Raw genomic sequence first — 25,448 nt, 5'->3', positions numbered from 1 at the left:
GGCCGTGGCGGGCCATCTTCCATTCGCGGTCGGGGGCGATCCCTTCGGCCACCGCCGACATGGGCAGGTCGTGGCGCTGGCCCAGGCCAAGCTCGCGCGCCATGATCGCAATCCGGTCGATGCCCACCCGCTGCGCCAGTTCGTAGTAGTAGACGTCGCAGCTTTCCTCGAGGCTCTTGATCGCATCGACGGTGCCATGCCCGCCGCGCCGCCAGCAGTGGAACCGCCGGCCGCCCAGTTCGGTGTAGCCCGGACAATAGAACCGGGTGCCCGCGTCGATCACCCCGGCCTCCAGCCCGGCCATCAGCGTGACCATCTTGAAGGTCGAGCCGGGCGGATAGACGCCCTGCACCGTCTTGTCGGCCAGGGGGCGGTGGTCGTGATCCATCAGCGCGCGGTATTCGGGACTGCTGATGCCGCGCACGAACTTGTTGGGATCGAAGCTGGGCGACGAACAGATCGTCAGCAGCTCTCCAGTCTGGCAGTCGGTGATGACGGCGGCGGCGCTTTCGGTGCCCATCCGCTGCGCGGCATAGTTCTGCAAGGCGGCATCCAGCGTCAGCTGCAGCGTGGCCCCCTGTTCGCCCTGCTGGCGCGACAGCTGGCGCATCTCGCGGCCCTGGGCGTTGACCTCGACGCGGCGGGCGCCCGCCTTGCCGCGCAGGATCTCCTCCATGCGGCCCTCGACCCCGATCTTGCCCAGCTGAAAGTCCGGCAGCAGCAGGACCGGGTCAGGGTCCTCGATCCGCGACAGGTCGTAATCGCTGACGGGGCCGACATAGCCCATGACATGCGCGAAATCGCCCGCCCGCGGATAGGCGCGCGACAGCGCCGATTCGGGCGTGACGCCGGGCAGCGACGGGGCGTTGACCGCGATGGCGCTGAACTGCTCCCAGGTCAGGCGGTCGGCCAGCACGATGGGGGTGATGGCGCTGCGGCGGGAGAACTCGTCCATCAGCTCGGCCATGCGGGCGTCGGTCATGGGCMCCAGCCGCGACAGGCGGCGCAGCACGGCCTGGACGTCGCCGCCCGCCTCCTCGCGCGTCAGGGTGACGCGATAGTTCTGTTCGTTCCCCGCGATGATGATCCCGTTGCGGTCCAGGATCAGCCCGCGCGACGGCGGCAGCAGCCGGATCTTGATCGAGTTGCCGTCCGCCAGCGTGCGGTATTCCTCGGCATGGTCCAGCTGCATCGACCGCATCTTCAGCGCCAGCGTGGTGACGGTGGCCACCTGGATGCCGGCCAGCATCAGCCCGCGCCGGGTGATCTGGCGGGAGCTGTCCAGGATCTCGCGTTGGGACTTCTTCATGCCCTTGTCCTCATGTCGGATCGCCGCGGCCAAGGCGGCGCAGCCCGATCAGCCAACGCGCCCCGAAGACGACCAGCGGATAGGCCGCCACCGTCGCCAGAAACTGCAGGATCACCTGCCCCAGGGCCGGCACCTGCAGCGCGAACACGACCTGCACCAAGCGATAGCCCAGCATCATCAGCCCGATCAGCACGCCCACGCGGAACCATTCAACCATGAATGGCTGATCGCGCCAACGGGGCTCTCGCAGACGTGCGGCCTCGGATCCCAGCAGCACGATGGCGGTCCACAGGCCCAGGGGGCGCATCAGCAGCACGTCCTCGACCAGGATGGCCAGCACGATGACCGGCGCGGCCAGCTGGTCGGGGCGGCGCAGCACCCAGGCCAGAATAAGCGCCAGCGCCAGGTCGGGGCCGGGCCAGCCCATGATGCCCGCCGACAGGGGCAGCAGCCGCACGAACAGCAGCGCCCAGACCGAGGCCAGAAACACCAGCGTTCCCAAGACGAAGCTGCGGCTGGGCAGCTGGATCATGGCGTGGAACCCGGGTCCAGCGGATCGCTGGCCGCCGCCGCGTCGACCGGAGAGGCCGGCAGCTGCGGCCCGATCAGCCCGCTGTCCTGGCCCAGGATGATGGCGGCGCTGTCGACCACCGCCTCGGCCGGATGCGACCGCAGCACGCGCAGGAACTCCAAGCGTTCGTAATCGGCCGCCATGCGCAGGCGCAGCCGCCCGTCGCTGCCCTGCGCGACCTGACCCACCAGCACCCCGGCGGGAAAGACGCCCCCGTCGCCCGAGGTCACGACCCGGTCGCCAGGACGGACGTTGTCGGCCTGCTCGACGAATTCCAGCAGCGGCAGCGGCGTGTTGTCGCCCGTCAGCAGCGCCCGTTCGCCGGTCGGCTGGACCGTCACCGGCAACCGCGACGAGGGGTCCGTCAACAGCACGACGCGGCTGGTCCGGTTCCCAACGCCGGAAATGCGCCCGACCAGCCCCAGCCCGTCCATGGTGGCCCATCCCTCGATGATGCCGTCCTGGGCGCCGACGTTCAGCAGCACCGACTGGCGGAAGGCCGAACCGCTGTCGACCATCACCACGCCCGTGACGCTGGTCAGGGCCGGGTCGATGCGGACGTTGTTCTGCGCCATCAGCTTGGAGTTCTCCTGCTCCAGCTGGACGGCGGCCTCACGCCAGGCGGACATGCGCTGCAATTCGCGGCGCAGTTCCTGGTTCTGCTCATAGATGCGCGCATAGCTTTGAAAGCCCGCGACCATCTGGGTGACCTTGGTCACCGGGGCCACGGCCCATTCGAACCGCGGCACGATGCGGTCGATCATCGCCGTGCGCATCATCTCGGCCCGCGGGCTGTCGATGCGCCAGAACAGGAACACCGCCAGCAGCGAAAGCGCCAGCACCGCGATCAGGACGCGGCGCACGGGGGTGGCGAAATCGGTGCTCTTCTGCGCCATTCAGGCGCTCCCTGCCTGCGCGATCAGCTGTCGTAGTCGATGACGTGACGCAGCTGCTTTTCGAACTCCAGCGCCTTGCCGGTGCCCAGGGCCACGCAGCTCATCGGCTGGTCGGCCAGGCTGATCGACAGGCCGGTCTGCTCGCGCAGCGCCAGGTCCAGCTCGCCCAGCATGGCGCCGCCGCCGGTCAGCATCACGCCGCGGTCGACGATGTCGGCGGCCAGATCCGGGGGCGTCGCCTCCAGCGCGACCATCACGGCCTCGCAGATGGCCTGGACGGGCTCGGACAGCGCCTCGGCGACCATGGCCTGGCTGATCTCGATTTCCTTCGGGATGCCGTTCAGCAGGTCGCGGCCGCGCACCATCAGGGTCGCGCCGCGCCCGTCATCGGGCATGCGGGCGGTGCCGATGCTGGTCTTGATGCGTTCGGCGGTCGATTCCCCGATCAGCATGTTCTGGTTGCGGCGCAGATAGTTGATGATCGCCTCGTCCATGCGGTCGCCGCCGATGCGCACCGAGCGCGCATAGACCACGTCGCCCAGGGACAGGACCGCGACTTCGGTCGTGCCGCCGCCGATGTCCACGACCATGCTGCCGGTGGGTTCGGTGATGGGCATGCCTGCGCCGATGGCCGCCGCGATCGGTTCGGCGATCAGGCCCGCCTTGCGCGCGCCCGCGGACAGGACCGACTGGCGGATGGCGCGTTTCTCGACCGGGGTCGCGCCGTGCGGGACGCAGACGATGATCTTGGGCTTGGAGAAGGTCGTGCGCTTGAACACCTTCTTGATGAAATGCTTGATCATCTGCTCGGCGCTGTCGAAATCGGCGATGACGCCCTCGCGCATCGGGCGGATGGCCTCGATACTTCCCGGCGTGCGGCCCAGCATCAGCTTGGCGTCCTCTCCGACCGCCAGGACGACGCGCTTGCCGTCCTTGACGTGATAGGCGACGACCGAGGGCTCGTTCAGGATGATGCCCTTGCCCTTGACATAGATCAGCGTGTTCGCCGTCCCCAGGTCGATTGCGATGTCGGTCGAAAACAAACCGCCGAATGCCATGCCCGTATCCTTTTCCCGCCGGTTGGCCCGGCCTGCCCTGTTTTGATGGTGCGTGATCGCCCTGACGGACGTGGCCCCGTATAGAGCCGTGCGCCGCACCGGAAAAGCCCCGATGCGCGCATTGGGCCGACAGCGGCATTTCTCGCGGGGGTGGTGCCGGGGGGACACGATGCCCCCCGCGCCTCAGTGCGAATACATGCTGATCTGCTTGGCGTCAGTGTCGCGACCGGTCATCGCGCGGCGCAGAATCAGCCGGTTCAGCGCCCCCACATAGGCCTTGACCGAGGCCAGGATCGTGTCCGTATCGGCGGCCTGGCCGGTGACGATGCGGCCCTCCTCCTCCATGCGGACGCTGACGGTGGCCTGCGCATCGGTGCCCTCGGTCACGGCATGGACCTGGTACAGCTGCAGCCGCGCGTCGTGCGGAAAGATCTCCCGCACCGCGTTGAAGCACGCATCGACCGGCCCGTCGCCGGTCGTCTCGGCCCGCTTCTCGACCCCGTCCACGATCATGGTCAGGGCCGCGGACTGGCCGTCGCTGCCGCAGACGACGCGCAGGTGCTTGACCTGCAGGTGATCCTCGGCCGTGTTGGCGGCAGCGTCCAGGACCAGGGCCACGATGTCGTCGTCATAGACCTCCTTCTTGCGGTCGGCCAAGGCCTTGAACCGCACGAAGATGTCCTTCAACTGGTTGTCCCCGACCTCGTATCCCAGATCGGCCAGCTTGGCGCGCAGCGCGGCGCGGCCCGAATGCTTGCCCATGGCGATGTTGTTCTCGGTCAGGCCAATATCGGCAGGGCGCATGATCTCGAAGGTCTCGACGTTCTTCAGCACGCCGTCCTGGTGGATGCCGGATTCGTGCAGGAAGGCGTTCTTGCCGACGATGGCCTTGTTGAACTGCACCGGAAAGCCCGACACGGCCGCCACGCGACGCGAGATGCCCATGATCTTGGTCGTGTCGATGCCTGTGCGGAACGGCATGATGTCGTTGCGGACCCGCATCGCCATCACCACCTCCTCCAGCGCGGTGTTGCCGGCGCGTTCGCCAAGACCGTTGATCGTGCATTCGATCTGGCGGGCACCGGCCTCGACCGCGGCCAGGGCGTTGGCGGTCGCCATGCCCAGGTCGTTGTGGCAATGCGTGGCAAAGATGATCTGGTCCGCGCCGGGCACGCGCTCCAGCAGCATTGCGATCAGGGCGGCGCTTTCGCGCGGCGCGGTATAGCCCACCGTGTCGGGGATGTTGATCGTGGTGGCGCCGGCCTTGATGGCGATTTCCACCACCCGGCACAGATAATCATGCTCGGTCCGCGTGGCGTCCATGGGCGACCATTGCACGTTGTCGCACAGGTTGCGCGCATGGGTCACCGTCTGGTGGATGCGGTCCGCCATCTGGTCCATGTCCAGGTTCGGGATCGCCCGGTGCAGCGGCGAGGTGCCGATGAAGGTGTGGATGCGCGGCTGGCGGGCATGCTTCACGGCCTCCCAGCAGCGGTCGATATCGGGCAGCTGGGCGCGGGCCAGACCGCAGATCACGCTGTTCCTGGACTGTTTCGCGATCTCGGACACGGCGGCAAAGTCGCCTTCCGAGGCGATGGGAAATCCGGCCTCGATCACGTCCACGCCCATCTCGTCCAGCATAGCAGCGATTTCCAGCTTTTCGGCGTGGGACATGGTGGCGCCGGGCGACTGTTCGCCGTCGCGCAGCGTGGTGTCAAAGATCACGACGCGGTTCTGTTCGGTCATTGGCTTGGTCCTTCTTACGTGGTCCTGTGGGGTTTCCCGGGCGCTGACCTGTCTGAGCGGCGGCCCGGAAGACCCGCTCAGCGCAGCGTAAGAAGCAGCAGACCGCGAAGCTGCACGGCCAGACGCGCGCCGTGGGGCGCGGTGCGGGCGGTGGCGATGTGGCGCATCCGGGTCATGGCCGCGAATATGCCCCCCCGCGCGCATCTTGAAAACCCCTGATCGACACCGCCCGTCCGCAAGGCAGTTCCGACCTTTGCCATTGTAGCGACACATTTATGTCTGGCCCCGCCCGGCAAGCCTGCCTATCCTTTGATCACGACAACGAAAAACGACAACCAACAGATGAGGGCAACGAATGTCACGCAAGATCGTCGTCGGTTTCGACGGCAGCGATGCCTCGATCCGCGCCTTGGACTTTGCCATCTCGCGCGCGCAGGCGCAGGGCGATCACATCCTGATCGCGCATGTTCTGGAATGGTCGCCCTACAGCTTCCTGACGCCAAGCGAGGTCGAGGAACGACACCGCCGCCGCAAGGAGGAGCTGCAGCGCGCCGAAGCCGCCATCCTGACCCCCATGGTCAAGCGGGTCGAGGACGCGGGCATCCCCTGCGCGACCACGCTGCGATACGGCCACATCGCCGAAACGCTGTGCCGCATCGCCAAGGATGAGGGCGCGGCGATGATCTTCATCGGCCGGATGGGCGATTCGGGCTTTGCCTCGCGCATCTTCGGATCGGTCGCGGCGACGCTGGCGCAGGTCGCGCCGGTGCCCGTGGTCATCGTGCCGTGACCGGCCAACCAACAGGGACAAGAGCAATGAGAACACGCATCACAGCCGCGGCCCTTGCGGCGCTGGCCGCGGGGCCCGCCGCGGCACAGGGCATCGACGAAACCGTCAACCAGGTCTTTGCCAATTCCACGGGCTGGTTCGTCAGCCTGATCTTTTCCAACTTTCCCGGCACCAGCTTTCCCTGGATCGTCGCCTGGCTGGTGATCGCGGCCACGACCTTTACCATCTATTTTGGCGTGATCCAGCTGCGCGCCTTCGGCCATGCCATTGCGCTGGTCCGGGGCGACTATTCGGATCCGAACGACGCCGGAGAGGTCAGCCATTTCCAGGCGCTGACCACCGCCCTGTCGGGCACCGTGGGCCTGGGCAACATCGCGGGCGTCGCGGTGGCCGTCAGCATCGGCGGGCCGGGCGCCACGTTCTGGATGATCCTGGCGGGTCTTCTGGGCATGGCGGCCAAGTTCACCGAATGCACGCTTGGCGTCAAATACCGCAACGAATACGCGGACGGCACCGTGTCGGGCGGCCCGATGTACTATATGGTCAAGGGATTCGCCGAACGCGGCCTGCCCGGCGGGCGCATCCTGGCCGTGCTGTTCGCGATCTTCTGCATCCTGGGCAGCTTTGGCGGCGGGAACATGTTCCAGGCCAATCAGGCCCATGCCCAGCTGATCAACGTGGTGGGCGACTATCCCGGCTGGATCACCGGCGTGGTGATGGCGATCATCGTGTTCCTGGTCATCGTCGGCGGCCTGAAATCCATCGCCAGCGTGACCGAGAAGATCGTGCCCTTCATGGCCGCGCTCTACGTCGGGACGGCGCTGATCATCATCGTCATGAACTATGACATGATCGGTCAGGCGTTCTATCAGATCTTCGCGGGCGCCTTCACCAATGACGGCGTCGTGGGCGGGGCCATCGGGGCCCTGATCCAGGGCTTCCGCCGGGCCGCCTTCTCGAACGAGGCCGGCATCGGTTCCGCCGCGATCGCCCACAGCGCCGTGCGTACCAAGGAGCCGGTGACCGAGGGCTTCGTGTCGCTGCTGGAGCCGTTCATCGACACCGTCGTCATCTGCACCATGACCGCGCTGGTGATCATCATCACCGGGCAGCTGATCGCCGACCCCACGACCGGCATGTTCGTCCTAAACGAGGCGGGCGACCAGATCCGCACCGTGACCGGCAACACGGGCGTTGCCCTGACGTCGGATGCCTTCAGCAGCGCGTTCGGCTGGTTCCGCTATGTGCTGGTGCTGGCGGTGGTGCTGTTCGCCTTCTCGACCATGATCTCGTGGAGCTATTACGGGCTGAAGGCCTGGACCTTCCTCTTCGGGGAGGGCCAGACCAAGGAGCTGATCTTCAAGATCATCTTCTGCCTGTTCGTGGTCATCGGCGCCTCGGCCAGCCTGGGCCCGGTCATCGACTTCTCGGACGCGATGATCTTTGCGATGGCGATCCCCAACATCATCGCGCTGTACCTGCTGATGCCCGTCGTCAAGGCCGAGATGAACCGCTATCTGGGCCGCCTGAAATCCGGCGACATCCGCAAGTACGAATAACGCCCGCGACAGCGACGCGACCAGGGGGCGGGGAACCGCCCCCCTTTTCATTCGCGGTGGTCCGCGCGGACGATCTGTGCCAAACGGCGCCGGTCCGCGCAGGAGAACCCCGATGCCAAAGCCCCCCTTCGTCCATCCCGGAATGCGGTTGCCCTTCGCGCTGCTGGTGACCTGCTTCGCGGCTTGGGGGATCGCGGCGAACATGACCGACCCGCTGGTCCAGGTCTTCTCGCGCATCTTCTCGATGTCGACGCTGCAGGCGTCCTTCGTCCAGTTCGCCTATTACGGGGCCTATTTCCTGCTGGCCCTGCCCGCGGCCTTCATCAACCGGCGCTTCTCCTACAAGACCGGCATCCTGACGGGCCTGGGCTGCGCGGTGGCGGGCGCCTTCCTGTTCTATCCGGCGGCGCAGGCCATGACCTTCGGGTACTTCCTGGCCGCGCTGTTCCTGCTGGCGGGGGGGCTGTCGATCCTGGAGACCTCGGCCAACCCCTTCGTCATCGCGATGGGCCCCGAGGGCAATGCCACGCGCCGCCTGAACCTGGCCCAGGCCTTCAATCCGGTCGGCACGAACATCGGCGTGTTCCTGGCCGCGACGCTGATCCTGCCGCGTCTGAACCCGGCAACCGACGCCGAACGCGCCGCCATGCCCGCCGCGACGCTGGAGCAGATCCAGCGCGCCGAGCTGTCCGCGGTCATGACGCCCTATGTCGGGCTGGCCTTCGTGCTGCTGGTCATCTGGATCGCCATCGCCTTCCTGCGCATCCCGACCGACCGCGAATCCATCGCCCCCGACGCCGCCCGCGTTCAGTTCGCACCGACGCTGCGGCGGCTGCTGTCGAACCGGCATTACGTGTTCGGGGTGGTGGCCCAGTTCTTCAACGTGGCCGCCCAGACCTGCGTCTGGACCTTCACCATCCAGTACGTGATCGCCGCCATTGGCGGGACCGAGGCGCAGGCCGGATGGTACCTGCAGGCCAGCCTGATCGTGTTCCTGATCGCCCGTTTCGTGATGGTCGGCGTGATGGGCGTGATCCGCCCAGCGGCGCTGCTGACGGTAATGGCCGTGGCGGGGACGGGCCTGTGCCTGTTCGCAGCCACCGGGCCGGGGCTGGCGGGTGTCTGGGCGGTGGTCGCCGTATCGGCCTGCCTGTCGCTGATGTTTCCCACCATCTACGGCATCGCCCTGCACGGCCTGGGCGACGACACCAAGTTCGGCGCGGCGGGCCTGGTCATGGCGATCCTGGGCGGTGCGACCGTGCCGCTGATCCATGGCGCGGTCATGGATTCCCACGGCGCGGCGCTGTCCTATGTGGTGCCGGGATTGTGCTTCCTGGTCGTCGCGACCTTCGGGCTGTTCGACCTGCGCTCGACCCGCCATGCGGATGCTGCAACGCAGCATTGACCAGCCAGGCGGTTGCCTGCTGGGCTGATAGCGCCAACATAGGGGTCAGGATCTGCGAAAGGACCACCCCCATGCTTGCCTATCACGGACTGTATCTCGACGACGCCGGCCGGGCGATGGCGCGCCGTGCGCCGCGGCCCACCGCGGGGCTGTTCCTGCTGCCCCATCAGATCGGCGCATTGAACGCCACGCGCCACGGCGGACCCCTGCGTGCGCTGCTGCGGCGGCTGACCGGACGGCTGCGCGCGGCCTAAGGGCGGCGGCGGCGACGTACCGGGATCATCTGCTGCGCGCCACCGGCCACCAGCAGCCATGCCGAGGTCAGGACAAGACCCCAGTTCGCCCAGCTTTCAGGGTGAAAGTCGACCACAGCGGCCCAGCCCGCGAACAGCACCCAAGCCAGCGCCACCGGCAACGAGATCGCCTGCCAGCGCTTAGTCCGGACGGGGTGGATGAACTTGATGTTGGTGAACATCGCGGCGCTCAACGCCGTGACGATCAGCAGGATGATGGTCCAGTGCGGCTTGACCGCGAACAGGACCAGGATGACCATGTTCCAGCAGCCGGGAAAGCCCGCGAAGGAATTGTCCCGCGTCTTCATCCGCGTGTCCGCGAAATAGACGACGCTGGTGAACACGATCACGATGATCGCGAACCAGCCCGTCCAGCCCGACAGCAGCCCCGACTGGAACAGCGCAAAGGCCGGGATGAACACGTAGGTCAGATAGTCGATGATCAGGTCCATCAGCACGCCGTCATAGGCGGGCCAGTTCTTCTTGACGTCGTAACGTCGCGCCAGCGGGCCGTCGATGCCGTCGACGACGAAGGCCACCACCAGCCACAGGAACATCAGCGCCCAGTCCGCCTGCACGGCGGCCAGCATGGCCAGCATGGCCAGAACGGCTCCGGTGGCGGTCAAAAGATGGACGGAAAGGGCTTTGTGACGCATCTGCATGCGGTTTAATCGCAGGTTGAACCCCCCAACGCAACCGCACTTGCCCGGTCAGCGCAGGATCGGGGGGCCTTTCGGGCGCGGTGCCGGTTCCTCGGGCGCGGGGGGCGTCAGGTCGAACAGCAGCGCACCGGCCGGGGGCGGCGCGTCCGAAAAGCTGATGTCGACGCCGCCGGGCTGGGCGGGAAGGAACGCCAGCGCCTCGGCCAGGGCCTTGGCGATGGCCGGCTGGCGGTCGACGGGCGCGCCGGTGATGACCAGGAGATGCCCGGCACCGTCCCCCGACGCGCCGACCAGCGCCGCGCCTGCGACCAGTCCGCGCAGGTCGGCCAGCCGTTCGGCCAGCGGATCGGCCAAGGCCTGCGCCACCTGCGGGTCGGGCGCGGTCAGGCGCAACCGGGCCTGGCCCTCCTGAGGGGCGGCATCCAGCGCACCTGTCAGCCAATCCAGCATGCCGCTGTCCAGCAGCATCTCGGACGGGTGGCCGGGATTGACCAGCAACCCCGCTCCGTCCGCATTCAGCAGTCCCGCCAGCACCCGCCCCGGCAGCGCCGCGTAAGCCACGGGATGGCCGAAGAAATCCGCCAGCCGATCCTCGGCGTCGCAGGCCAGCGCGACGCGCGCCCCGTCCAGATCGAAGATCTGCAATTCGACCTGGTCATGCACCGGCTCGCGCAGCAGGGCCACGGTCAGCTCGGTATCCGCCAGCCGCGACAGCATCCGCGCCCGCTGCGGCGCATCCGCGTCGTGGAACGGGACGGGGGCAAGATCATCCAGCGCGCTCATGGTCGGGCCTTTCCGAATTGGCTGGCCAAGCGGTAAAGCCCGCGCCGTGCCCACGCAAGCGTGATTGCCCATGCCCGGCCCCCCGCCCCATATTGTGCGCATGAAAAGACGCGCCCTGATCCTGACCGCCGCCGCCCTGCCGCTGCTGGCAGCCCCCCGCATCGCCCGCGCCAGCCTGGCCCCCCTGCTGTCGCAGGCCGGATCGATGCCGCCCCTGCGCGCCATCGCCCTGTGGCAGGACGACGGCGCCCAGGGGGCTGAACTGGCGGCCCAGGGCTATCACGGCTTTACGCCGGACAGCCCGACGAACATCAAGTCGGCGTCGAAATCGGTGGTGTCGGCGCTGGCGGGCATCGCCATCGGCCGCGGCCTGCTGGAGAGCGCGGATCAGCCCATCGCACCGCTGCTGCGCAGCGACCTGCCCGCATCGGCCGACCCGCGGCTGGCGCGCGTCACCCTGGGCAACCTGCTGTCGATGCAGGCCGGGCTGGAACGCCAGTCGGGACAGAATTACGGCCGATGGGTCAGCAGCCCGAACTGGGTGCGCAGCGCGCTGGCCGCGCCCTTCGTCCAGGATCCCGGCACGCGGATGCAGTATTCGACCGCATCGACGCATCTGGTCGCGGCGATCCTGACCCGCGTCACCGGCCGCCCGCTGCTGGACGTCGCACGCGACTGGCTGTCGCCCATTCCCGGATTTCGCATCACCGGATGGGACCGCGATCCGCAGGGCATCTATCTGGGCGGCAACCAGATGGCGATGAGCACCCGGTCGCTGCTGGCCTTCGGTGCGACATACGCGCGGGGCGGTCAGGCGGGCGGGCGGCAGGTCGTCCCCGCGGCCTGGATCGACGAAAGCTGGCGGCGCCGCACCTCCAGCATCTTCAGCGGCCAGGGATACGGCTATGGCTGGTTCCTGGGGCGGATGGCGGGGCGGGACGTGCGCTATGGCTGGGGCTATGGCGGGCAGATGGTCTATGTGTTCCCCGCGACGCGGCGCCAGCCGGCGCTGTCCATCGCGATGACGTCGGACCCGGACCTGCCGTCGGGGCGCACCGGGCATCGCGATGACCTGCACCGCCTGGCGGAACAGCTGGCCGGCGCGGTCTAGGCGACCGCGCCCGGCCTGCGCCGTCAGTCGACGAAATCGCCGGCCTGGAAGTTGCCCAGGTTGCCCAGAAGCTGTCCGATGAACGAGATGTCGGTCACGCTGCCGTCGGTCACGCGGCGCGACAGGCTGACCACGCGGCCGCGTTCCAGCCCAAAGGTCTCGACATTGCTGACCACGCCGGTGGGCGCGAACGAGATGGCGACGACCTTGCGGTCGATCTCGCGCGGGGCGGCTGGGCCGAGGCGGCGCCAGCGCGATCCGACATAGTACCAGCCGGACCCCGTCAGCAGGCCCTGGGCCGACGGGCGACCGATCAGACCGGGCAGTTCCTCCATCGTGGTCTGCCCCGGCACGACCTGCGCCAGCTCCAGATCGGGGGGGACGTATCCGTGGTTCCGTTCGATGGGTGCACAGGCGGCAAGCCCGAGGACAGCCAGAAACGCCAGTGTCATCAGGCTTCTGATGGCGGACATGGGCGGGTTCCCTCCTTGGGGCGGTTGACGCGGCCCGCCCTGCCTAGCAAACTCGGCCACCCTGCTCAAGAATATCAATCCTCGGGGTCACGCGCCCCGCGCCGCATCGACAAAGGTCCGACATGATCACCCCCGAATCGCATCCGCAGCGGCTGCGCGTCGCGCATCTGAACCCGAACGCGCCGACGACCTTTCACCTGCGCCCCGACGAAGGCGTGCGGGAGGCCCTGGCGGCCGAGCTGGGACTGGACGCACTGACGCGCCTGGACTTTCGCGGCACGCTGCGCGCGCATGGCACCGACAGCTGGCTGCTGACGGCCACGCTGGCCGCGCGGGTGACGCAACCCTGCGTCATCACGCTGAAGCCCGTGCGCACCGACATCTCGGAACCGGTCCGCATCCAGTTCTCTCCGCATGTGGCCGCCCCCGAGGGCGACGAGATCGAGATGCCGGACGAGACGCTGGAACCCCTTGGCAACTTCATCGACCTGACCGCGATCATGGTCGAGGCCCTGTCGCTGGCCCTGCCCGCCTATCCGCGGGCCGAGGGGGCAAGCCTGCCGCAGGCCGCGGCGGCCGACGACGATGCCGCCGGCGACACACGGCGTCCCTTTGCCGGGTTGGACAAGCTGCTGGGCGGCAAGGACCGCGAATCCTGACCCGGGCTGCGTGGCCATCGGGCCACAGGTGGGCGCGAAATGCGCCCGAACCCGCCGCCGGGGGGCGCAATCGCGACTCGTTCGCGGCAAAGGGGGGCCATGTGCGGTGCGTTTGCGGCCGTCCCCTGGCCTTCGGGGCTTGCGGGCGCGGTCGTCATGGCGTATCTGCGCGGTTCATTTACGAATTCAAATCTGGTGTGATCGCGTTCTGGCGCCGCACCCTGACAACCGAGGTGGTGACATGGCTGTCCCTCAGAATCGCGTAACCCGGTCCAAGCGCAACATGCGCCGTGCGCATGATGCGCTGGTCGCGGGCAACCCGAACGAATGCTCCAACTGCGGCGAGCTGAAGCGCCCGCATCACGTCTGCCCGTCCTGCGGCCACTACGCCGACCGCGAAGTGATCGCGAAGGCGAACGAGATCGACCTGGACGACGACGCGGCCTGATTCCGGCGCGCCCGTCCTGATGTCCGTCCCCTCCGCGAGCACGCCGACACCGCGCGTCCCCGAATCCGGGGGCAGCGTGGTGATATCGGTTGACGCCATGGGTGGCGACCGCGGCCCTGCCGTCGTCGTCGCAGGCATGGCCGAAAGCGCCGAGAAGAACCCCGAGATCCGCTTCATCGTCCATGGCGACGAGGCAGAGCTTGCGGGCCTGATCGCGCGCCGCAAAGTGCTGGCGGGTCGCTGCGACATCCGCCATGCTGCGGGCGTGGTGACGATGCATGACAAGCCCAGCCAGGTCCTGCGCAAGGGCGAGGGCACGTCGATGTGGTCCACGCTGGAATCGGTCAAGGCTGGAGAGGCGCAGGTCGCCGTGTCCTGCGGGAACACCGGCGCGCTGATGGCGCTGTCGATGATGCGCCTGCGCAAGCTGCCGGGCGTGAACCGGCCGGCCATCGCCTGTCTGTGGCCGTCGCGCAACCCCCAAGGGTTCAACATCATGCTGGACGTGGGCGCGGACATCCGCGCCGATGCGCATGACCTGCTGCAATATGCCCTGATGGGGGCATCCTATGCGCGCAACGGCCTGGGCCTGCCCATGCCGCGCGTCGGCCTGCTGAACGTGGGCACCGAGGAACACAAGGGCCGCGCCGAACTGAAGCAGGCCCACGAGATGATCGAGCAGGCCGCCGCCGGCAGCTATACCTATGTCGGCTTCGTCGAGGGTGGCGACCTGCCGTCCGACCGCGTGGATGTGATCGTCACCGACGGATTCACCGGCAATGTCGCCTTGAAGACCGGGGAAGGCACCGCCAAGCTGGTCGGCGACTTCCTCAAGGACGCCTTCTCGAATTCGATCATGTCAAAATTTGCGGCCGTCCTGGCCATGAGCTCGCTCAAGCGCCTGCAGAAGCGGATCGACCCGCGCCGCGTGAACGGCGGCATCTTCCTGGGCCTGAACGGCACGGTCGTGAAATCGCACGGCTCCGCCGATGCGACCGGCGTGTCCGCGGCCATCAAGCTGGCCTTCACCCTGGCCAAGTCGGGCTTCCAGGACCGCCTGGCCGCCCGCGTGGCCCAAGGTGCCGCGGCATCCGCCAGCGCCACCGATACAGGAGCATCGTCGTGACGCGTCGTTCGGTCATCTGCGGCACCGGGCATTACCTGCCTGAACGCATCGTCGAGAATAGCTGGTTCGAGGACAAGCTGGACACCACCGACGAATGGATCCGCTCTCGCACCGGGATCGAGCGTCGCCACTTCGCGGCCGAGGGCCAGACCACCAGCGACCTGGCCATCCGCGCCGCCAAGGCCGCGCTGGACCGCGCAGGCATGACCGCAGACGACATCGACGGTGTCGTGCTGGCGACCTCCACCCCCGACTTCACCTTTCCGGCCGTCGCGACCATGGTCCAGGCCGGTCTGGGGATGAAGCGCGGCTTTGCCTATGACGTGCAGGCCGTCTGCGCGGGCTTCGTCTTTGCGCTGGCCAATGCGGACGCGATGATTCGCGCGGGCCAGGCTGACCGCATCCTGGTGATCGGGGCCGAGACCTTCTCGCGGATCATGGACTGGACCGACCGTGGCACCTGCGTGCTGTTCGGCGACGGCGCCGGCGCGGTCGTCCTGCAGGCTGAGGACGGTGCAGGCACCAGCGATGACCGGGGCATCCTGGCCAGCGACCTGAACAGCGACGGCACCTATCGCGAGCTTCTGTATGTCGATGGCGGCGTGTCCTCCACCGGGACGGCAGGCCAACTGCGGATGCAGGGCAACCTGGTCTTCCGCCATGCGGTCGAAAAGCTGGCCAAGACGGCGCATACCGCGCTGGACCGTGCCGGGCTGACGCCTGCCGACGTGGACTGGCTGGTCCCGCACCAAGCGAACATGCGCATCATCACCGCCACCGCGCAGAAGATGCAGCTGCCGCTGGACAAGGTCGTGCTGACCGTGGCCGATCACGGGAACACCTCGGCCGCGTCGATTCCGCTGGCCCTGTCCGTCGCCGACGGCCAGGGACGGTTCGCGCCAGGCCAGGTTCTGGTGACCGAGGCGATTGGCGGCGGTCTCAGCTGGGGCGCCGTCGTCCTGCGCTGGTAGACTATTTCAACAACGCATCCTTGCTGGCGCGGCGGTTCATCCCGCCCGAGGGTCGTCTTGCGCGATCATGGCCCGACTGACAGGCCACGCACAGCTGCACCCCGGGCTGCGCGGCGCGGCGCGCCTCGGGGATCGGTTCGTCGCATTCCGCGCAGACCCGTGCGCTGTCGCTCACCTGACGGCGCGACGCGGCCAGCCGGGCACGGGCGATCGCCTCGGCCGTGCTGACATCGATCTGGTCGTTCACCGCGTCGTCGCGGGCCCATCCGCCTGCCATCCTGTCCTCCATCGCTATCCTGCTGCCTCAACAGATGGGAAGCATCGCGCCGGAATCAATCGCCCTACCCTGTCCAAGGGCGTGCCGGCGCATGACAAGTATCGGGCGGGGAACGATTTCCCCGCGGGCCTCGTTGACAGCCATGGGAATTCGAACCATCCTTCCCGCATTCAAGAGGATCAATCATGGGCGACAAGACCTTGACCCGGATGGACTTGGCCGAAGCGGTATTCCGTGACGTCGGCCTGTCCCGTCACGAATCGGCACAGCTGGTCGAAAGCGTGCTGGACCACATCTCGGACGCGCTGGTGCAGGGAGAGCAGGTCAAGATCTCGTCCTTCGGCACCTTTTCGGTGCGCGACAAGAACGAGCGGATCGGCCGCAATCCCAAGACCGGCGAAGAGGTGCCCATCACGCCCCGCCGCGTGCTGTCCTTCCGGCCCTCGCACCTGATGAAGGATCGCGTGGCAGCCGGAAACAAGCGATAGCCCCGGCCCGACCCCATGGCGAAAGGCGCAGAGGCATTCCGGTCGATCGGAGAGGTGGCGACCCTGATCGGCGTCGCCCCTCATGTCCTGCGCTATTGGGAAACCCAGTTCTCGGCGCTGAAGCCGATGAAGCGCCCCGACGGCAGACGCTACTATCGCCCCGCCGATGTCGAGATGGCAGCGGGCATCTGTGCCCTGCTGCGAGACGACGGGCTGACGATTCGCGGAGCGATTCGCCAGATCGCCACCGACCGCGGACAATCCGTCCGCAGGCGGGGCGCACAGCAGCTCTCTCCGCCGCGGGACACAGCACCCCCGGCCCCTGCCCCCGCACCCGCACCCGCGCGCATCGCCCCTGTCAGCCCTCCATCGCACCCCCCCGTCTGGCTGGCACGCCTCAGCGATATGGCGCGTCATCTGCAGCAGATTTCACCCGTCGATCGACGCTGGCCGCGGGCCAAGCCTGTTGTCATCCGGCTGGCGCAGGCCATGTTGAGCCTGTCCTGATCCCCGCATGCGATTTGTCAAAGTTTTCCGCGCCCAGGCCCTTGTGCTGGCCTGCCGGATCGCTTTATAGCATGCGCGTCGGGCCGTGGCGCAGCCTGGTTAGCGCGTCCGTCTGGGGGGCGGAAGGCCGAGAGTTCGAATCTCTCCGGCCCGACCATTCCGAAAACGCCCATCCTTTTCCAAGGGTGGGCGTTTCCCTTATCCCCCACCCGCATCAGGGGCTTGCGACATGAATGGCGTTCTGCCCGACAGCGATATCCGCAATCTGATCGACCAAGGCGTCATCCGCGCCGATGCCCCCGTCACGCTCGAACAGATCCAGCCCGCCAGCCTGGACCTGCGGCTTGGCCGCACCGCCTATCGCCTGCGTGCCAGCTTTCTGGCCGGGCGCGGGCGGCGCATCGCGGACCGGCTGGCCGATTTCCAGATGCACCAGATGGACCTGTCCGACGGCGCCGTGCTGGAACGCGGCTGCGTCTACCTGATCCCGCTGCAGGAGCGGATCGCCCTGCCCGCGGGCATGTCGGCGGTCGCCAACGCCAAGTCATCGACCGGGCGGCTGGACCTGCTGACGCGGCTGGTGACCGATGACGGCACCGAATTCGACCGCCTGCCCGAGGGTTACGACGGACCGCTTTACGCCGAGATCTGCCCGCGCAGCTTTTCGGTGCTGGTGCGGCCCGGCATGCGCCTGAACCAGCTGCGCCTGCGCCGGGGTCAGGCCGTCCTGTCGGACGCCGATCTGACCGCGCTGCATGCGGATCAGCCGCTGGTGGGCGGTGCGCCGGTGCTGATCGATCACGGTCTGGGCTTCTCAGTCGATCTGCGTCCTGCGCAGGGCGATCTGGTCGGCTATCGCGCCCGGCCGCATAGCGGGGTGATCGATCTGGACCGCATCGGCGCCTATCCCGTGGCAGAGTTCTGGGACGAGCTGCGCACGACCGAGGGCCGCCTGATCCTGGATCCCGGCGCCTTCTATATCCTGGTCAGCCGCGAATCGGTGGCGATCCCTGCCGACTACGCGGCCGAGATGGCGCCCTATCTGGCGATGGTGGGGGAATTCCGGGTCCATTACGCGGGCTTCTTCGATCCCGGCTTTGGTATCGGGGATGAGGGGCACGGGGCACGCGGCGTCCTCGAGGTACGCTGCCACGAGGCGCCCTTCGTGCTGGAACACGGCCAGACTGTCGGCCGCCTGGTCTATGAACGCATGGGCGCCCGCCCGCAGCGCCTTTACGGCGAGGGGATCCGGTCGAACTATCAGGGTCAGGGCCTGAAGCTGGCCAAGCAGTTTCGCTAAAGCGGCCCGGTCTGCCACAGGCGGACCTTAAGCCCGCCATGGGCCACGACCGGACCCGGTGCCTTCCATGGCAGGGCGGTGGCCTTGGCCAGTCCGGCCTCGGACGTGACCATGCCGATGCGCCACCCTTGGAACCGGTCCCGGAACACCGTGCCCATCTGGCCGTGCAGGCCGAACAGCGGACCCTTGTTGCCGATCCGGGTGCCATAGGGCGGGTTCACAATCACGATGCCCGGCGGGCCGTCGGGGCGCTGCAGGTCGGTCACCTGCCCCGCCTGGAACCGCGTCACCGCGGACACGCCCGCACGGGCGGCATTCGCCTCGCTCATCCGGATCGCGCCGGGGTCACGGTCGAAACCCAGGAACCGGATGGACAGGTCGCGCGGCGCGGGCGCAGCGTTCATCGTGGCGAATGCAGCTGCGTCGTAATTCGCAAATCGCTGGAATGCGAAGCCGCGGCTGCGGCCGGGCAGAAGGCCCAGGGCGATCTCGGCAGCCTCCAGCACGAAGGTGCCCGATCCGCACATCGGGTCCAGCACCGGCTGGCTGCCGTCAAAGCCCATCTCGGCCAGGAACATCGCGGCCATGGTCTCGCGCAGGGGGGCCTTGGCGACGGCCTCCTTGTGGCCTCGCTTGTGCAGCGATTCGCCGGTCGTATCCAGGCTGAAGGTCACCAGGTCGTCCTCGATCCGCGCCTTGACGGTGATCGACGGGCCGCGATCCTTCGGCGTGGCCAAGGGGGCGCCCAGCTCCTCGGTGATGGCGCGTTCGATGCGCTGCGTCGCAGCGCCGGCATGATAGATCCGGGAGGCGCGGCAGATGCTCTCGACCCGCACGGGCAGGTCGCGGGGCAGCAGGTCCGCCCAAGGGAACTTGCGGGCGCGCTTGTCCAACTGGGCCAGGTGCATGGCGCGGAACCCGCCGATGCGGGCCAGCACGCGCGTGGCCCCGCGCAGCATCAGGTTCGCGCGCCAGACATCGGTCCAGCCGCCCGTGATGGTGACGCCGCCGGGCTGGATCACGCCGGTCCAGCCAAGGGCCTTGGCCTCGGCCGCCAGCGGCGCCTCGAGGCCGGGGGTGGCCACCAGAAAGATCTCGAAAGGGGTGTTGTCCATCGCGCAGCCCTAGCGCGCGTCGCGGGGAAAGCCCAGCCTCAGCGACGCGTCAGCCGCGACAGGGTCCGCATCTTGCGCGCCAGGTCCTGCATCTGCGCATCGCTGCGGCGCTTGCCCGACCCCGACTTGCCGAACCCTGCGTTGCCGAAACCCGTCTTGCCGGACCCGGTCTTGCCACGCGACAGGGTGCCCAGCCCCTTGTTGATGCCCCAGGTCATCGCACGGCGCGCGACAAGGCGGGTGAACATGCTGATCAGCTGGTTGGCGTTCATCGCTTACTCATCCTCGAACAACTCTTCGGGGTCGATATCGGGGTCCGCATCCCCGCCGACAAGGGGCAGGCCCAGACCATCGGCGGGCGGGCGCGATTCCAGCAACCCCGCCGCGCGCAGTTCCGCAAGCCCGGGCAGATCGCGCGCCGATTCCAAGCCGAAATGGTCCAGAAACGCCTCGGTCACGATATAGGTCGCGGGACGGCCGGGCGTCATGCGGCGGCGGCCGACACGCACCCATTCCATCTCGATCAGCTGGTCAAGCGTGCCGCGGCTGAGGGCGACGCCGCGCACCTCCTCGATCTCGGTCCGGGTGACCGGCTGATGATAGGCGATGATCGCCAAGGTCTCGATGGCGGCGCGCGACAGGCGGCGGGTGTCCACCGTCTCGGTCTGCATCAGGAACGACAGGTCGGGCGCGGTCCGAAAGGCATAGGCGTCGCCGATGCGTTCCAAGACCACGCCGCGCCCCTGATAGGTCGCGCGCAGCCGGGCCACCGCCGCGGCCGGGTCGCAGCCCTGCGGCATCCGCACGGTCAGATCGCGCAGGCTCATCGGTTGCACGGCCGCGAACAGGATCGCCTCGACCATGCGGGCCTGTTCGTCCAGCGCCGGAGAGGTGGGGTCAGCTGTGGTCGTCATGGGACTTTTGCCGGTAATGGATGGGCGCGAAGGTTTGCGCCTGCCGTATCTCCAGCCGGCCCTGGCGCGCAAGCTCCAGCGAGGCGGCAAAGGTCGCGGCGGTGGCGCTGCGCCGCCGCTTTGGGTCGTCCGACCAGCCGTCGGGCAGGAACACCGACAGGTCGGTCCACTGGCCGGTGAACCCGATCATCCGCCGCAACCGGTCCAGCGCCTGTTCCATCGTGAAGATGTCATGCCGGTCGAACGCATAGGGGCGGAACTCGTCGCGCGTCTTGAGCCGGGCATAGGCGCGCATCAGGTCGATCAGCCCCGCCTGCCATTGGGTGCGGCGGGGGGGTGCGCGCGACGGTTTCGGGGGCGCCGCGGGCGAAGCGCGACAGGCCAAGCCGGTCGCGGCCCATCAGCTGCGCCGCCGCCTGCCGCATCGCGGCCAGACGCTCCAGCTGGAAGGCCAGATGGGCGGCCATGTCCTGGGCCGAGGGGCCTTCGGCCTCGGGGTCGGGGGGCAGCAGCAGGCGGGATTTCAGGAAGGCCAGCCAAGCGGCCATGACCAGATAGTCGGCTGCAAGCTCGATCCGCAGGGCGTGGGCCTTCTCGACAAAGGCCAGGTACTGTTCGGCCAGGTCCAGCACCCGGATCTTGAGCAGATCCACCTTTTGCGTGCGCGCCAGCGTCAGCAGCAGGTCCAGCGGCCCCTCATAGCCGTCGACATCGACGATCAGCGCCTCGTCCGCGCGCCGCTGCGCGACATCGGCATCCGCGACGGGCTGAAGATAGAGAACCTGTCTGGCCACGAAGCCTCCTTGGCACGGGCGCAAAGGGTCATGCCCCCGCGCCTGCCTGTCAAGCGCTCAGCACCCGCCACTGATCGATCAGCGCGGCGATGTCGGCCTCTGCCGGCGTCTGTCTGCGGGCCAGGGCGGCATCGGCGCGGCGCATGGCGTCCCGCGTCATCGGACCGGCGGCCTCGACCACAGGCGCCATCTGGTCGATCGTGCCGTTGCAATGCAGCACCAGAKCGCAGCCCGCCGCGATGGATGCGGCCGCGCGTTCGGCCTGCGTCCCCGACAGCGCGTTCATCGTGATGTCGTCGGTCATCAGCAGGCCGTCGAACCCGATCCGGTCGCGGATCAGCCCGATCATCCGGCGCGAGGCCGTGGCGGGCCCATCATCAAGTGCCGGAAAGCGGATATGCGCGGTCATGCCCATCGGCAGATCGTTCAGCGCCCGGAACGGCGCGAAATCGACCGCGTCCAGTTCGGCCTCGGTCGCGTCGACCACGGGCAGGCCATGATGGCTGTCGACCTGCGCGCGACCATGGCCCGGCATGTGCTTGACCACCGGCAGAACGCCCGCGGCCAGCAACCCGTCCGCCGCCGCGCGGCCCAGTTCGGCCACGCGGTCAGGGTCGGTGCCCAGGCAGCGGTTGCGCAGGAAGGGATGCGTCCCGTCCTGCGCCACGTCCAACGTGGGGGCGCAGTTCGAATCGATGCCCACGGCCCGCAGCTCTTGCCCGATCAGGTGATAGTACAGCCACATCGCCTGCGGTCCCGCCCGCGCCTGGTCCAGCGGCGCCGGCCAGTCGGTCCAATGGGGCGCGCGCATGCGCTGCACACGCCCGCCCTCCTGGTCGATGGTGATCACGCAGTCGCGGCCTACGGCCTCGCGCAGCTGCGCGGTCAGGCGGCGCAGCTGATCGGGCGCGTCGACATTGCGTCCGAACAGGATGAAGCCCCAGGGGTCGGCCTCGCGAAAGAACGCGGCCTCGTCCGGCGTCAGGGACAGGCCACCGACGCCGCCCAGAATGGTTGCGTTCTGCACGGCCTCAGCCGCCAAGCGCCAGGCAGTCGGTCCCCGAGGATTGCAGCGCGGAACAGAACTGCCGCGCCTCGGACAGCGAATCAAAGCCCGCGACCCGCAGCCGCCAGAAGGTGCGGCCGTTCGACTGATGTTCCTGGATGACCGGCGACTTGCCCGAGAACAGGCCGCCATTGCGCCCCGCCAGCCGCTGCCATTCGCCATTGGCGATGGAGTCGCTGTCGAACGCGCCGACCTGCACGACGGGACCGCTGGCGCTGCGCGCCGCGGCGGGTGCCGGGGCCGGCGTGGGTGCTGCCGCGGGACGGTCGGGGGCCGGCGCCGGGGCCTGGGCCAGGGCGGTCTGCGCGGCGACGGGTGCGGGTGCCGCGGCAACCTGCGTCACACGGGGGCGCGGCGTGGGGCGGGCCGATGCGACGACCACGGCGGGGTTCGCCTCGGCCTGGGCCTGTGCCAGCGCCTCGGCGATGGCCGCGGACTGTGCCGGAAGGCCGTTCTCGTCGGTGACGACCTCGGTCACCGCACCCTCGCTGGCGGGGGCGTCGATGATCGCGGCCTGGTTGACGGCGTGATCGGCCAGGGCGCGTTCCGCGGCGGCGGCCGCCTCGGCCTCGGCCAGGGCGCGGGCCTCGCTGTCGGACAGCGGCACGATGGGCTCGCCCGCGAAGGTCAGCGGCGTCTCCGACGGGTTCGAGGGTTCGCGGGCGGTGGCGCCCAATTCTCCCATGGCGACGTCATCGGCGGACAGGTCCACCGGCGCCGGCGCGATCGCGACCTGCTCGGTCGGCGACAGGACCTGCCCACCGGCGACCGAATTCACGGCAAGTCCGGTATGATTGGTCAGCTGACCGCCCGGATCCTCGGCGGTGGTGCGGGCCTCGCCCTGGACGGCGCGGATGACGGGCACGCCCGACACGTCGCGCGACACCAGCTGCCAGCCCCAGGCCATCAACCCGACCATCAGCGCCACCGATGCGACCGCGCCCATGTAATGGGTCACCCGCGCCAGCCGCGCCGGCAGGCCGTCGGCCTGCCCGGGTTGCTGTGCCTGACCGGCAGCCGCTGCCGGCTGTCCGTTCTGATCGTAAGAGAATTCGCGCTTCACCTTGTGACGCGAGAAAACGTAGCCGCCTTCGCGGAAGTCCATCACTGCCATGTTCGCCTGCCCGCCGGTTGTCCCGGATTAACTTTTGCCTGCTCTCAGCCTTCCCCGACGGCGATGCATTCGGTCAGCGCATTTCTTCCGCCGGAGTGACGCCAAGAATAGCGAGACCAGATGAAATAACAACGCCAACCGCCCGGACCAGCGCAATTTTTCCTTGGCTTGTGACCGCATCGCCATCCTGGATGAATCGCAGCGACATGTCGTCATTGCCGCGATTCCACAGCGAATGCAGGTCGGATGCCAGTTCATACAGGAAGAACGCCACGCGATGGGGCTCGTGCGCGCGGGCCGCGTTCTCGACCAGGCGCGGCCATTCGGCGACCTTGCGGGCCAGCTCCAGCTCGGCCGGGTGGGACAGGACGGACAGATCGGCATCCGCCAGGGTCGAATCGTCGACCGCGATCCCGGCCTCGGTCGCGCGGCGCAGCACCGAATGGACGCGGGCGCTGGCATACTGGACGTACCACACCGGGTTGTCCTTGGACTGTTCCAGCACGCGGGCAAAGTCGAAATCCAGCGCCGCGTCGTTCTTGCGCGTCAGCATGATGAAGCGGGTGACGTCGGCCCCCGCCTCCTCGACCACGTCGCGCAGGGTCACGAAGGTGCCGGCGCGCTTGGACATCTTGAACGGCTCGCCGTTCTTGTACAGCTTGACCAGCTGGATCAGCTTGACGTCCAGCGGCACGCGGCCGTTCGACAGCGCCTTGACCGCCGCGTTCATCCGCTTGACGTAGCCGCCGTGATCGGCGCCGAAGACGTCGATCAGCTGATCGAAGCCGCGGTCGATCTTGTCCCAGTGATAGGCGATGTCGGGCGCGAAATAGGTCCAGGCCCCGTCCGACTTCTGGATCGGCCGGTCCACGTCGTCGCCATGCGCGCTGGAGCGGAACAGCAGCTGCTCGCGCGCCTCCCAGTCCTCGGGCAGCTTGCCTTTCGGCGGCTCCAGCACGCCGCGATAGATCAGGCCCTGCGTGTCCAGGCGCGCGATCGCATCCTCGATCCGCCCGGTGCCGTACAGCGCCTTCTCGCTGGAATAGACGTCCATCTCGACGCCCAGGATCGCCAGGTCGCCGCGGATCTGCTCCATCATCGCCTGCGTCGCGAATTCGCGGATCTCCTCCAGCCATTCGGCCTCGGGGCGGTCCAGCAGGCTGTCGCCGTACTTGGCCTTCAGCGCCTCTCCGACGGGGATCAGATAGTCGCCGGGATACAGCCCCTCGCGGATCTCGGGCTCCAGCCCGTTCGCCTCGCGATAGCGCTCGTACGCCGAGCGGGCCAGCACGTCGACCTGCGCGCCGCCGTCATTGATATAGTATTCGCGCGTGACGTCATGGCCGGAGAACGCCAGCAGCCGCGCCAGCGCATCGCCGAAGACCGCGCCGCGGACATGGCCCACATGCATCGGACCGGTGGGGTTGGCGCTGACGAACTCGACGTTGACCTTGGCATTCGCCCCAAGGTCGGACCGCCCGAATTCGGTGCCGGCCTGCAGGGCCGACCGGATCACGCCCTGCCAGACCACCGGAGACAGGCGCAGGTTCAGGAAACCGGGGCCCGCGACCTCGGCCGCGCTGATGCGGGGGTCGGTCAGGCGCGCGGCCAGGCGGTCGGCGATCTCGCGCGGCTTCATGCCGGCGGGCTTGGCCAGCACCATCGCGGCATTGGTGGCCMTGTCGCCATGCGCCGGGTCGCGGGGCGGTTCGACCGTGACATTGGCGGTATCCAGGCCGGCGGGCAGCTCTCCTGCGGCGGCCATCTGGTCCAGCGCCTCGACGACGACGCCGCGCAAATCGGTGAAAAGGTTCATCATGGGCTTCCTGATTGACCCCCGGGGGTTACCCTTTCGGACGGGGAGAGGTCAACCGAAAGCCCCGCGCCACCGCCCCGCCGGCGGGACGGACCACGCAAAAGATTGACGCGGCAGCGCCTTTGGTCTACGCGATGCGGGCCTGCATCCGGCAGGCATCAAGGCGGGGCGTCCGTGTTTGCGTCCCAACTTAGCCG

General features: G+C 68.2%; 27 protein-coding genes, 1 tRNA gene and 1 pseudogene. 13 read left to right on the top strand and 16 right to left on the bottom strand.

All coding sequences use genetic code 11. The features are described from left to right. The 5 genes from mrdA to GBO37_RS11920 form a co-directional block, all read right to left on the bottom strand. On the bottom strand, positions 1-1,309 hold a 1,309-nt coding region (mrdA, locus tag GBO37_RS11940), incomplete at its 3' end, for a penicillin-binding protein 2 (RefSeq protein WP_252929152.1). Positions 1,310-1,319: 10 nt separating this feature from the next. Beyond that, positions 1,320-1,841 (bottom strand): rod shape-determining protein MreD, encoded by a 522-nt coding sequence (locus GBO37_RS11935; protein WP_252929151.1) that lies wholly within the window; start codon positions 1,839-1,841, stop codon positions 1,320-1,322. Beyond that, the gene (gene mreC, locus GBO37_RS11930) at positions 1,838-2,776 is read right to left on the bottom strand and encodes a rod shape-determining protein MreC (RefSeq protein WP_252929150.1); all 939 of its coding nucleotides are present in this window, start codon (positions 2,774-2,776) and stop codon (positions 1,838-1,840) included. Before mreC ends, GBO37_RS11935 begins: the two co-directional genes overlap by 4 nt. A 23-nt stretch (positions 2,777-2,799) precedes the next feature. Beyond that, positions 2,800-3,834, bottom strand: a complete 1,035-nt coding sequence (locus tag GBO37_RS11925) for a rod shape-determining protein (RefSeq protein WP_045982734.1) — start codon at positions 3,832-3,834, stop codon at positions 2,800-2,802. A gap of 183 nt (positions 3,835-4,017) precedes the next feature. After that, on the bottom strand, positions 4,018-5,580 hold the full coding sequence (locus GBO37_RS11920; protein WP_148911657.1) for a 2-isopropylmalate synthase: 1,563 nt from the start codon (positions 5,578-5,580) through the stop codon (positions 4,018-4,020). A gap of 355 nt (positions 5,581-5,935) precedes the next feature. Here GBO37_RS11920 and GBO37_RS11915 point away from each other — a divergent pair, with 355 nt between their 5' ends. The 4 genes from GBO37_RS11915 (at position 5,936) to GBO37_RS11900 (ending at position 9,588) form a co-directional block, all read left to right on the top strand. Beyond that, complete coding sequence (locus GBO37_RS11915) at positions 5,936-6,370, top strand: universal stress protein (protein WP_045982732.1); 435 nt, start codon at positions 5,936-5,938, stop codon at positions 6,368-6,370. Between the two features lie 26 nt (positions 6,371-6,396). Continuing rightward, entirely contained in the window at positions 6,397-7,929 is a 1,533-nt protein-coding gene (locus GBO37_RS11910) for a sodium:alanine symporter family protein (RefSeq protein WP_252929149.1), read from the top strand. 112 nt (positions 7,930-8,041) lie between these two features. Continuing rightward, a complete protein-coding gene (gene fucP / locus GBO37_RS11905) occupies positions 8,042-9,334 on the top strand; it encodes an L-fucose:H+ symporter permease (protein WP_252929148.1) in 1,293 nt (430 codons plus the stop codon). A gap of 71 nt (positions 9,335-9,405) precedes the next feature. Further along, complete coding sequence (locus GBO37_RS11900) at positions 9,406-9,588, top strand: hypothetical protein (RefSeq protein ID WP_252929147.1); 183 nt, start codon at positions 9,406-9,408, stop codon at positions 9,586-9,588. On the opposite strand, the gene GBO37_RS11895 is transcribed toward GBO37_RS11900, so the two are convergent. Both GBO37_RS11895 and GBO37_RS11890 read right to left on the bottom strand, forming a co-directional pair. Continuing rightward, positions 9,585-10,289, bottom strand: coding sequence for a phosphatidylcholine/phosphatidylserine synthase (locus tag GBO37_RS11895; RefSeq protein WP_045982728.1), 705 nt, complete (start codon positions 10,287-10,289; stop codon positions 9,585-9,587). The genes GBO37_RS11900 and GBO37_RS11895 overlap by 4 nt on opposite strands. A 48-nt stretch (positions 10,290-10,337) precedes the next feature. Continuing rightward, positions 10,338-11,072 carry an SseB family protein gene (locus tag GBO37_RS11890; protein ID WP_046000067.1) on the bottom strand — a complete coding sequence of 245 codons (735 nt, stop codon included), beginning with the start codon at positions 11,070-11,072 and terminating at the stop codon, positions 10,338-10,340. 100 nt (positions 11,073-11,172) lie between these two features. On the opposite strand from GBO37_RS11890, the gene GBO37_RS11885 reads away from it, so the two are divergent. Next, entirely contained in the window at positions 11,173-12,183 is a 1,011-nt protein-coding gene (locus GBO37_RS11885) for a serine hydrolase (protein ID WP_252929146.1), read from the top strand. A gap of 23 nt (positions 12,184-12,206) precedes the next feature. Here GBO37_RS11885 and GBO37_RS11880 read toward each other — a convergent pair whose 3' ends face one another. After that, positions 12,207-12,656: an outer membrane protein assembly factor BamE gene (locus GBO37_RS11880; RefSeq protein WP_045982726.1), complete on the bottom strand. Its 450-nt coding sequence runs from the start codon at positions 12,654-12,656 to the stop codon at positions 12,207-12,209. 122 nt (positions 12,657-12,778) lie between these two features. Here GBO37_RS11880 and GBO37_RS11875 point away from each other — a divergent pair, with 122 nt between their 5' ends. The 4 genes from GBO37_RS11875 to GBO37_RS11860 all read left to right on the top strand — a co-directional run bounded on the left by GBO37_RS11875 (position 12,779) and on the right by GBO37_RS11860 (position 15,860). After that, the gene (locus GBO37_RS11875) at positions 12,779-13,315 is read left to right on the top strand and encodes a DUF177 domain-containing protein (RefSeq protein WP_252929145.1); all 537 of its coding nucleotides are present in this window, start codon (positions 12,779-12,781) and stop codon (positions 13,313-13,315) included. A gap of 241 nt (positions 13,316-13,556) precedes the next feature. Further along, entirely contained in the window at positions 13,557-13,763 is a 207-nt protein-coding gene (gene rpmF, locus GBO37_RS11870) for a 50S ribosomal protein L32 (protein ID WP_042251337.1), read from the top strand. Positions 13,764-13,782: 19 nt separating this feature from the next. After that, entirely contained in the window at positions 13,783-14,889 is a 1,107-nt protein-coding gene (gene plsX, locus GBO37_RS11865; RefSeq protein ID WP_045982724.1) for a phosphate acyltransferase PlsX, read from the top strand. Continuing rightward, positions 14,886-15,860, top strand: coding sequence for a beta-ketoacyl-ACP synthase III (locus tag GBO37_RS11860; RefSeq protein WP_045982723.1), 975 nt, complete (start codon positions 14,886-14,888; stop codon positions 15,858-15,860). Before plsX ends, GBO37_RS11860 begins: the two co-directional genes overlap by 4 nt. Position 15,861: 1 nt before the next feature. Here GBO37_RS11860 and GBO37_RS11855 read toward each other — a convergent pair whose 3' ends face one another. Next, positions 15,862-16,137: a DksA/TraR family C4-type zinc finger protein gene (locus tag GBO37_RS11855; RefSeq protein WP_252929144.1), complete on the bottom strand. Its 276-nt coding sequence runs from the start codon at positions 16,135-16,137 to the stop codon at positions 15,862-15,864. A gap of 185 nt (positions 16,138-16,322) precedes the next feature. Between GBO37_RS11855 and ihfA the strand changes: the two genes are divergently transcribed. The 4 genes from ihfA (at position 16,323) to GBO37_RS11835 (ending at position 18,432) form a co-directional block, all read left to right on the top strand. Then, a complete protein-coding gene (gene ihfA / locus GBO37_RS11850) occupies positions 16,323-16,625 on the top strand; it encodes an integration host factor subunit alpha (protein ID WP_042251331.1) in 303 nt (100 codons plus the stop codon). Positions 16,626-16,640: 15 nt separating this feature from the next. Next, positions 16,641-17,132: a MerR family transcriptional regulator gene (locus GBO37_RS11845; protein ID WP_252929143.1), complete on the top strand. Its 492-nt coding sequence runs from the start codon at positions 16,641-16,643 to the stop codon at positions 17,130-17,132. Between the two features lie 79 nt (positions 17,133-17,211). Further along, positions 17,212-17,289, top strand: a tRNA-Pro gene (locus GBO37_RS11840). 72 nt (positions 17,290-17,361) lie between these two features. Then, on the top strand, positions 17,362-18,432 hold the full coding sequence (locus tag GBO37_RS11835; RefSeq protein ID WP_252929142.1) for a 2'-deoxycytidine 5'-triphosphate deaminase: 1,071 nt from the start codon (positions 17,362-17,364) through the stop codon (positions 18,430-18,432). Here GBO37_RS11835 and GBO37_RS11830 read toward each other — a convergent pair. From GBO37_RS11830 to argS, 7 genes and pseudogenes are all read right to left on the bottom strand, one after another. Beyond that, positions 18,429-19,547, bottom strand: coding sequence for a class I SAM-dependent RNA methyltransferase (locus tag GBO37_RS11830; RefSeq protein WP_252929141.1), 1,119 nt, complete (start codon positions 19,545-19,547; stop codon positions 18,429-18,431). The two genes, GBO37_RS11835 and GBO37_RS11830, sit on opposite strands and share 4 nt — an antisense overlap. 38 nt (positions 19,548-19,585) lie before the next feature. Continuing rightward, complete coding sequence (locus GBO37_RS11825) at positions 19,586-19,819, bottom strand: hypothetical protein (RefSeq protein ID WP_252929140.1); 234 nt, start codon at positions 19,817-19,819, stop codon at positions 19,586-19,588. 3 nt (positions 19,820-19,822) lie between these two features. Next, complete coding sequence (gene scpB / locus GBO37_RS11820) at positions 19,823-20,461, bottom strand: SMC-Scp complex subunit ScpB (protein ID WP_252929139.1); 639 nt, start codon at positions 20,459-20,461, stop codon at positions 19,823-19,825. Next, positions 20,445-21,255: pseudogene (locus GBO37_RS11815) on the bottom strand (ScpA family protein). The gene scpB and the pseudogene GBO37_RS11815 overlap by 17 nt, the downstream one beginning before the upstream one ends. Positions 21,256-21,304: 49 nt before the next feature. Next, on the bottom strand, positions 21,305-22,282 hold the full coding sequence (locus tag GBO37_RS11810) for a glycoside hydrolase family 3 N-terminal domain-containing protein (protein WP_252929138.1): 978 nt from the start codon (positions 22,280-22,282) through the stop codon (positions 21,305-21,307). Between the two features lie 4 nt (positions 22,283-22,286). Beyond that, positions 22,287-23,435, bottom strand: coding sequence for an SPOR domain-containing protein (locus tag GBO37_RS11805; protein ID WP_252929137.1), 1,149 nt, complete (start codon positions 23,433-23,435; stop codon positions 22,287-22,289). Positions 23,436-23,508: 73 nt separating this feature from the next. After that, complete coding sequence (gene argS / locus GBO37_RS11800) at positions 23,509-25,251, bottom strand: arginine--tRNA ligase (RefSeq protein ID WP_252929154.1); 1,743 nt, start codon at positions 25,249-25,251, stop codon at positions 23,509-23,511. Between the last annotated feature and the right edge of the window lie 197 nt (positions 25,252-25,448).

Source organism: Paracoccus sp. 08, from assembly GCF_024105395.1.
Taxonomy (GTDB): Bacteria; Pseudomonadota; Alphaproteobacteria; order Rhodobacterales; family Rhodobacteraceae; genus Paracoccus; species Paracoccus marcusii.
This window is presented reverse-complemented; position numbering and strand designations above follow the sequence as displayed.

Coding starts and splice junctions, on each gene's coding strand:
- GBO37_RS11935 (WP_252929151.1), bottom strand. CDS start 1,841: ATGATCCAGCTGCCCAGCCGCAGCTTCGTCTTGGGAACGCTGGTGTTT.
- mreC (WP_252929150.1), bottom strand. CDS start 2,776: ATGGCGCAGAAGAGCACCGATTTCGCCACCCCCGTGCGCCGCGTCCTG.
- GBO37_RS11925 (WP_045982734.1), bottom strand. CDS start 3,834: ATGGCATTCGGCGGTTTGTTTTCGACCGACATCGCAATCGACCTGGGG.
- GBO37_RS11920 (WP_148911657.1), bottom strand. CDS start 5,580: ATGACCGAACAGAACCGCGTCGTGATCTTTGACACCACGCTGCGCGAC.
- GBO37_RS11915 (WP_045982732.1), top strand. CDS start 5,936: ATGTCACGCAAGATCGTCGTCGGTTTCGACGGCAGCGATGCCTCGATC.
- GBO37_RS11910 (WP_252929149.1), top strand. CDS start 6,397: ATGAGAACACGCATCACAGCCGCGGCCCTTGCGGCGCTGGCCGCGGGG.
- fucP (WP_252929148.1), top strand. CDS start 8,042: ATGCCAAAGCCCCCCTTCGTCCATCCCGGAATGCGGTTGCCCTTCGCG.
- GBO37_RS11900 (WP_252929147.1), top strand. CDS start 9,406: ATGCTTGCCTATCACGGACTGTATCTCGACGACGCCGGCCGGGCGATG.
- GBO37_RS11895 (WP_045982728.1), bottom strand. CDS start 10,289: ATGCAGATGCGTCACAAAGCCCTTTCCGTCCATCTTTTGACCGCCACC.
- GBO37_RS11890 (WP_046000067.1), bottom strand. CDS start 11,072: ATGAGCGCGCTGGATGATCTTGCCCCCGTCCCGTTCCACGACGCGGAT.
- GBO37_RS11885 (WP_252929146.1), top strand. CDS start 11,173: ATGAAAAGACGCGCCCTGATCCTGACCGCCGCCGCCCTGCCGCTGCTG.
- GBO37_RS11880 (WP_045982726.1), bottom strand. CDS start 12,656: ATGTCCGCCATCAGAAGCCTGATGACACTGGCGTTTCTGGCTGTCCTC.
- GBO37_RS11875 (WP_252929145.1), top strand. CDS start 12,779: ATGATCACCCCCGAATCGCATCCGCAGCGGCTGCGCGTCGCGCATCTG.
- rpmF (WP_042251337.1), top strand. CDS start 13,557: ATGGCTGTCCCTCAGAATCGCGTAACCCGGTCCAAGCGCAACATGCGC.
- plsX (WP_045982724.1), top strand. CDS start 13,783: ATGTCCGTCCCCTCCGCGAGCACGCCGACACCGCGCGTCCCCGAATCC.
- GBO37_RS11855 (WP_252929144.1), bottom strand. CDS start 16,137: ATGGCAGGCGGATGGGCCCGCGACGACGCGGTGAACGACCAGATCGAT.
- ihfA (WP_042251331.1), top strand. CDS start 16,323: ATGGGCGACAAGACCTTGACCCGGATGGACTTGGCCGAAGCGGTATTC.
- GBO37_RS11845 (WP_252929143.1), top strand. CDS start 16,641: ATGGCGAAAGGCGCAGAGGCATTCCGGTCGATCGGAGAGGTGGCGACC.
- GBO37_RS11835 (WP_252929142.1), top strand. CDS start 17,362: ATGAATGGCGTTCTGCCCGACAGCGATATCCGCAATCTGATCGACCAA.
- GBO37_RS11830 (WP_252929141.1), bottom strand. CDS start 19,547: ATGGACAACACCCCTTTCGAGATCTTTCTGGTGGCCACCCCCGGCCTC.
- GBO37_RS11825 (WP_252929140.1), bottom strand. CDS start 19,819: ATGAACGCCAACCAGCTGATCAGCATGTTCACCCGCCTTGTCGCGCGC.
- scpB (WP_252929139.1), bottom strand. CDS start 20,461: ATGACGACCACAGCTGACCCCACCTCTCCGGCGCTGGACGAACAGGCC.
- GBO37_RS11805 (WP_252929137.1), bottom strand. CDS start 23,435: ATGGCAGTGATGGACTTCCGCGAAGGCGGCTACGTTTTCTCGCGTCAC.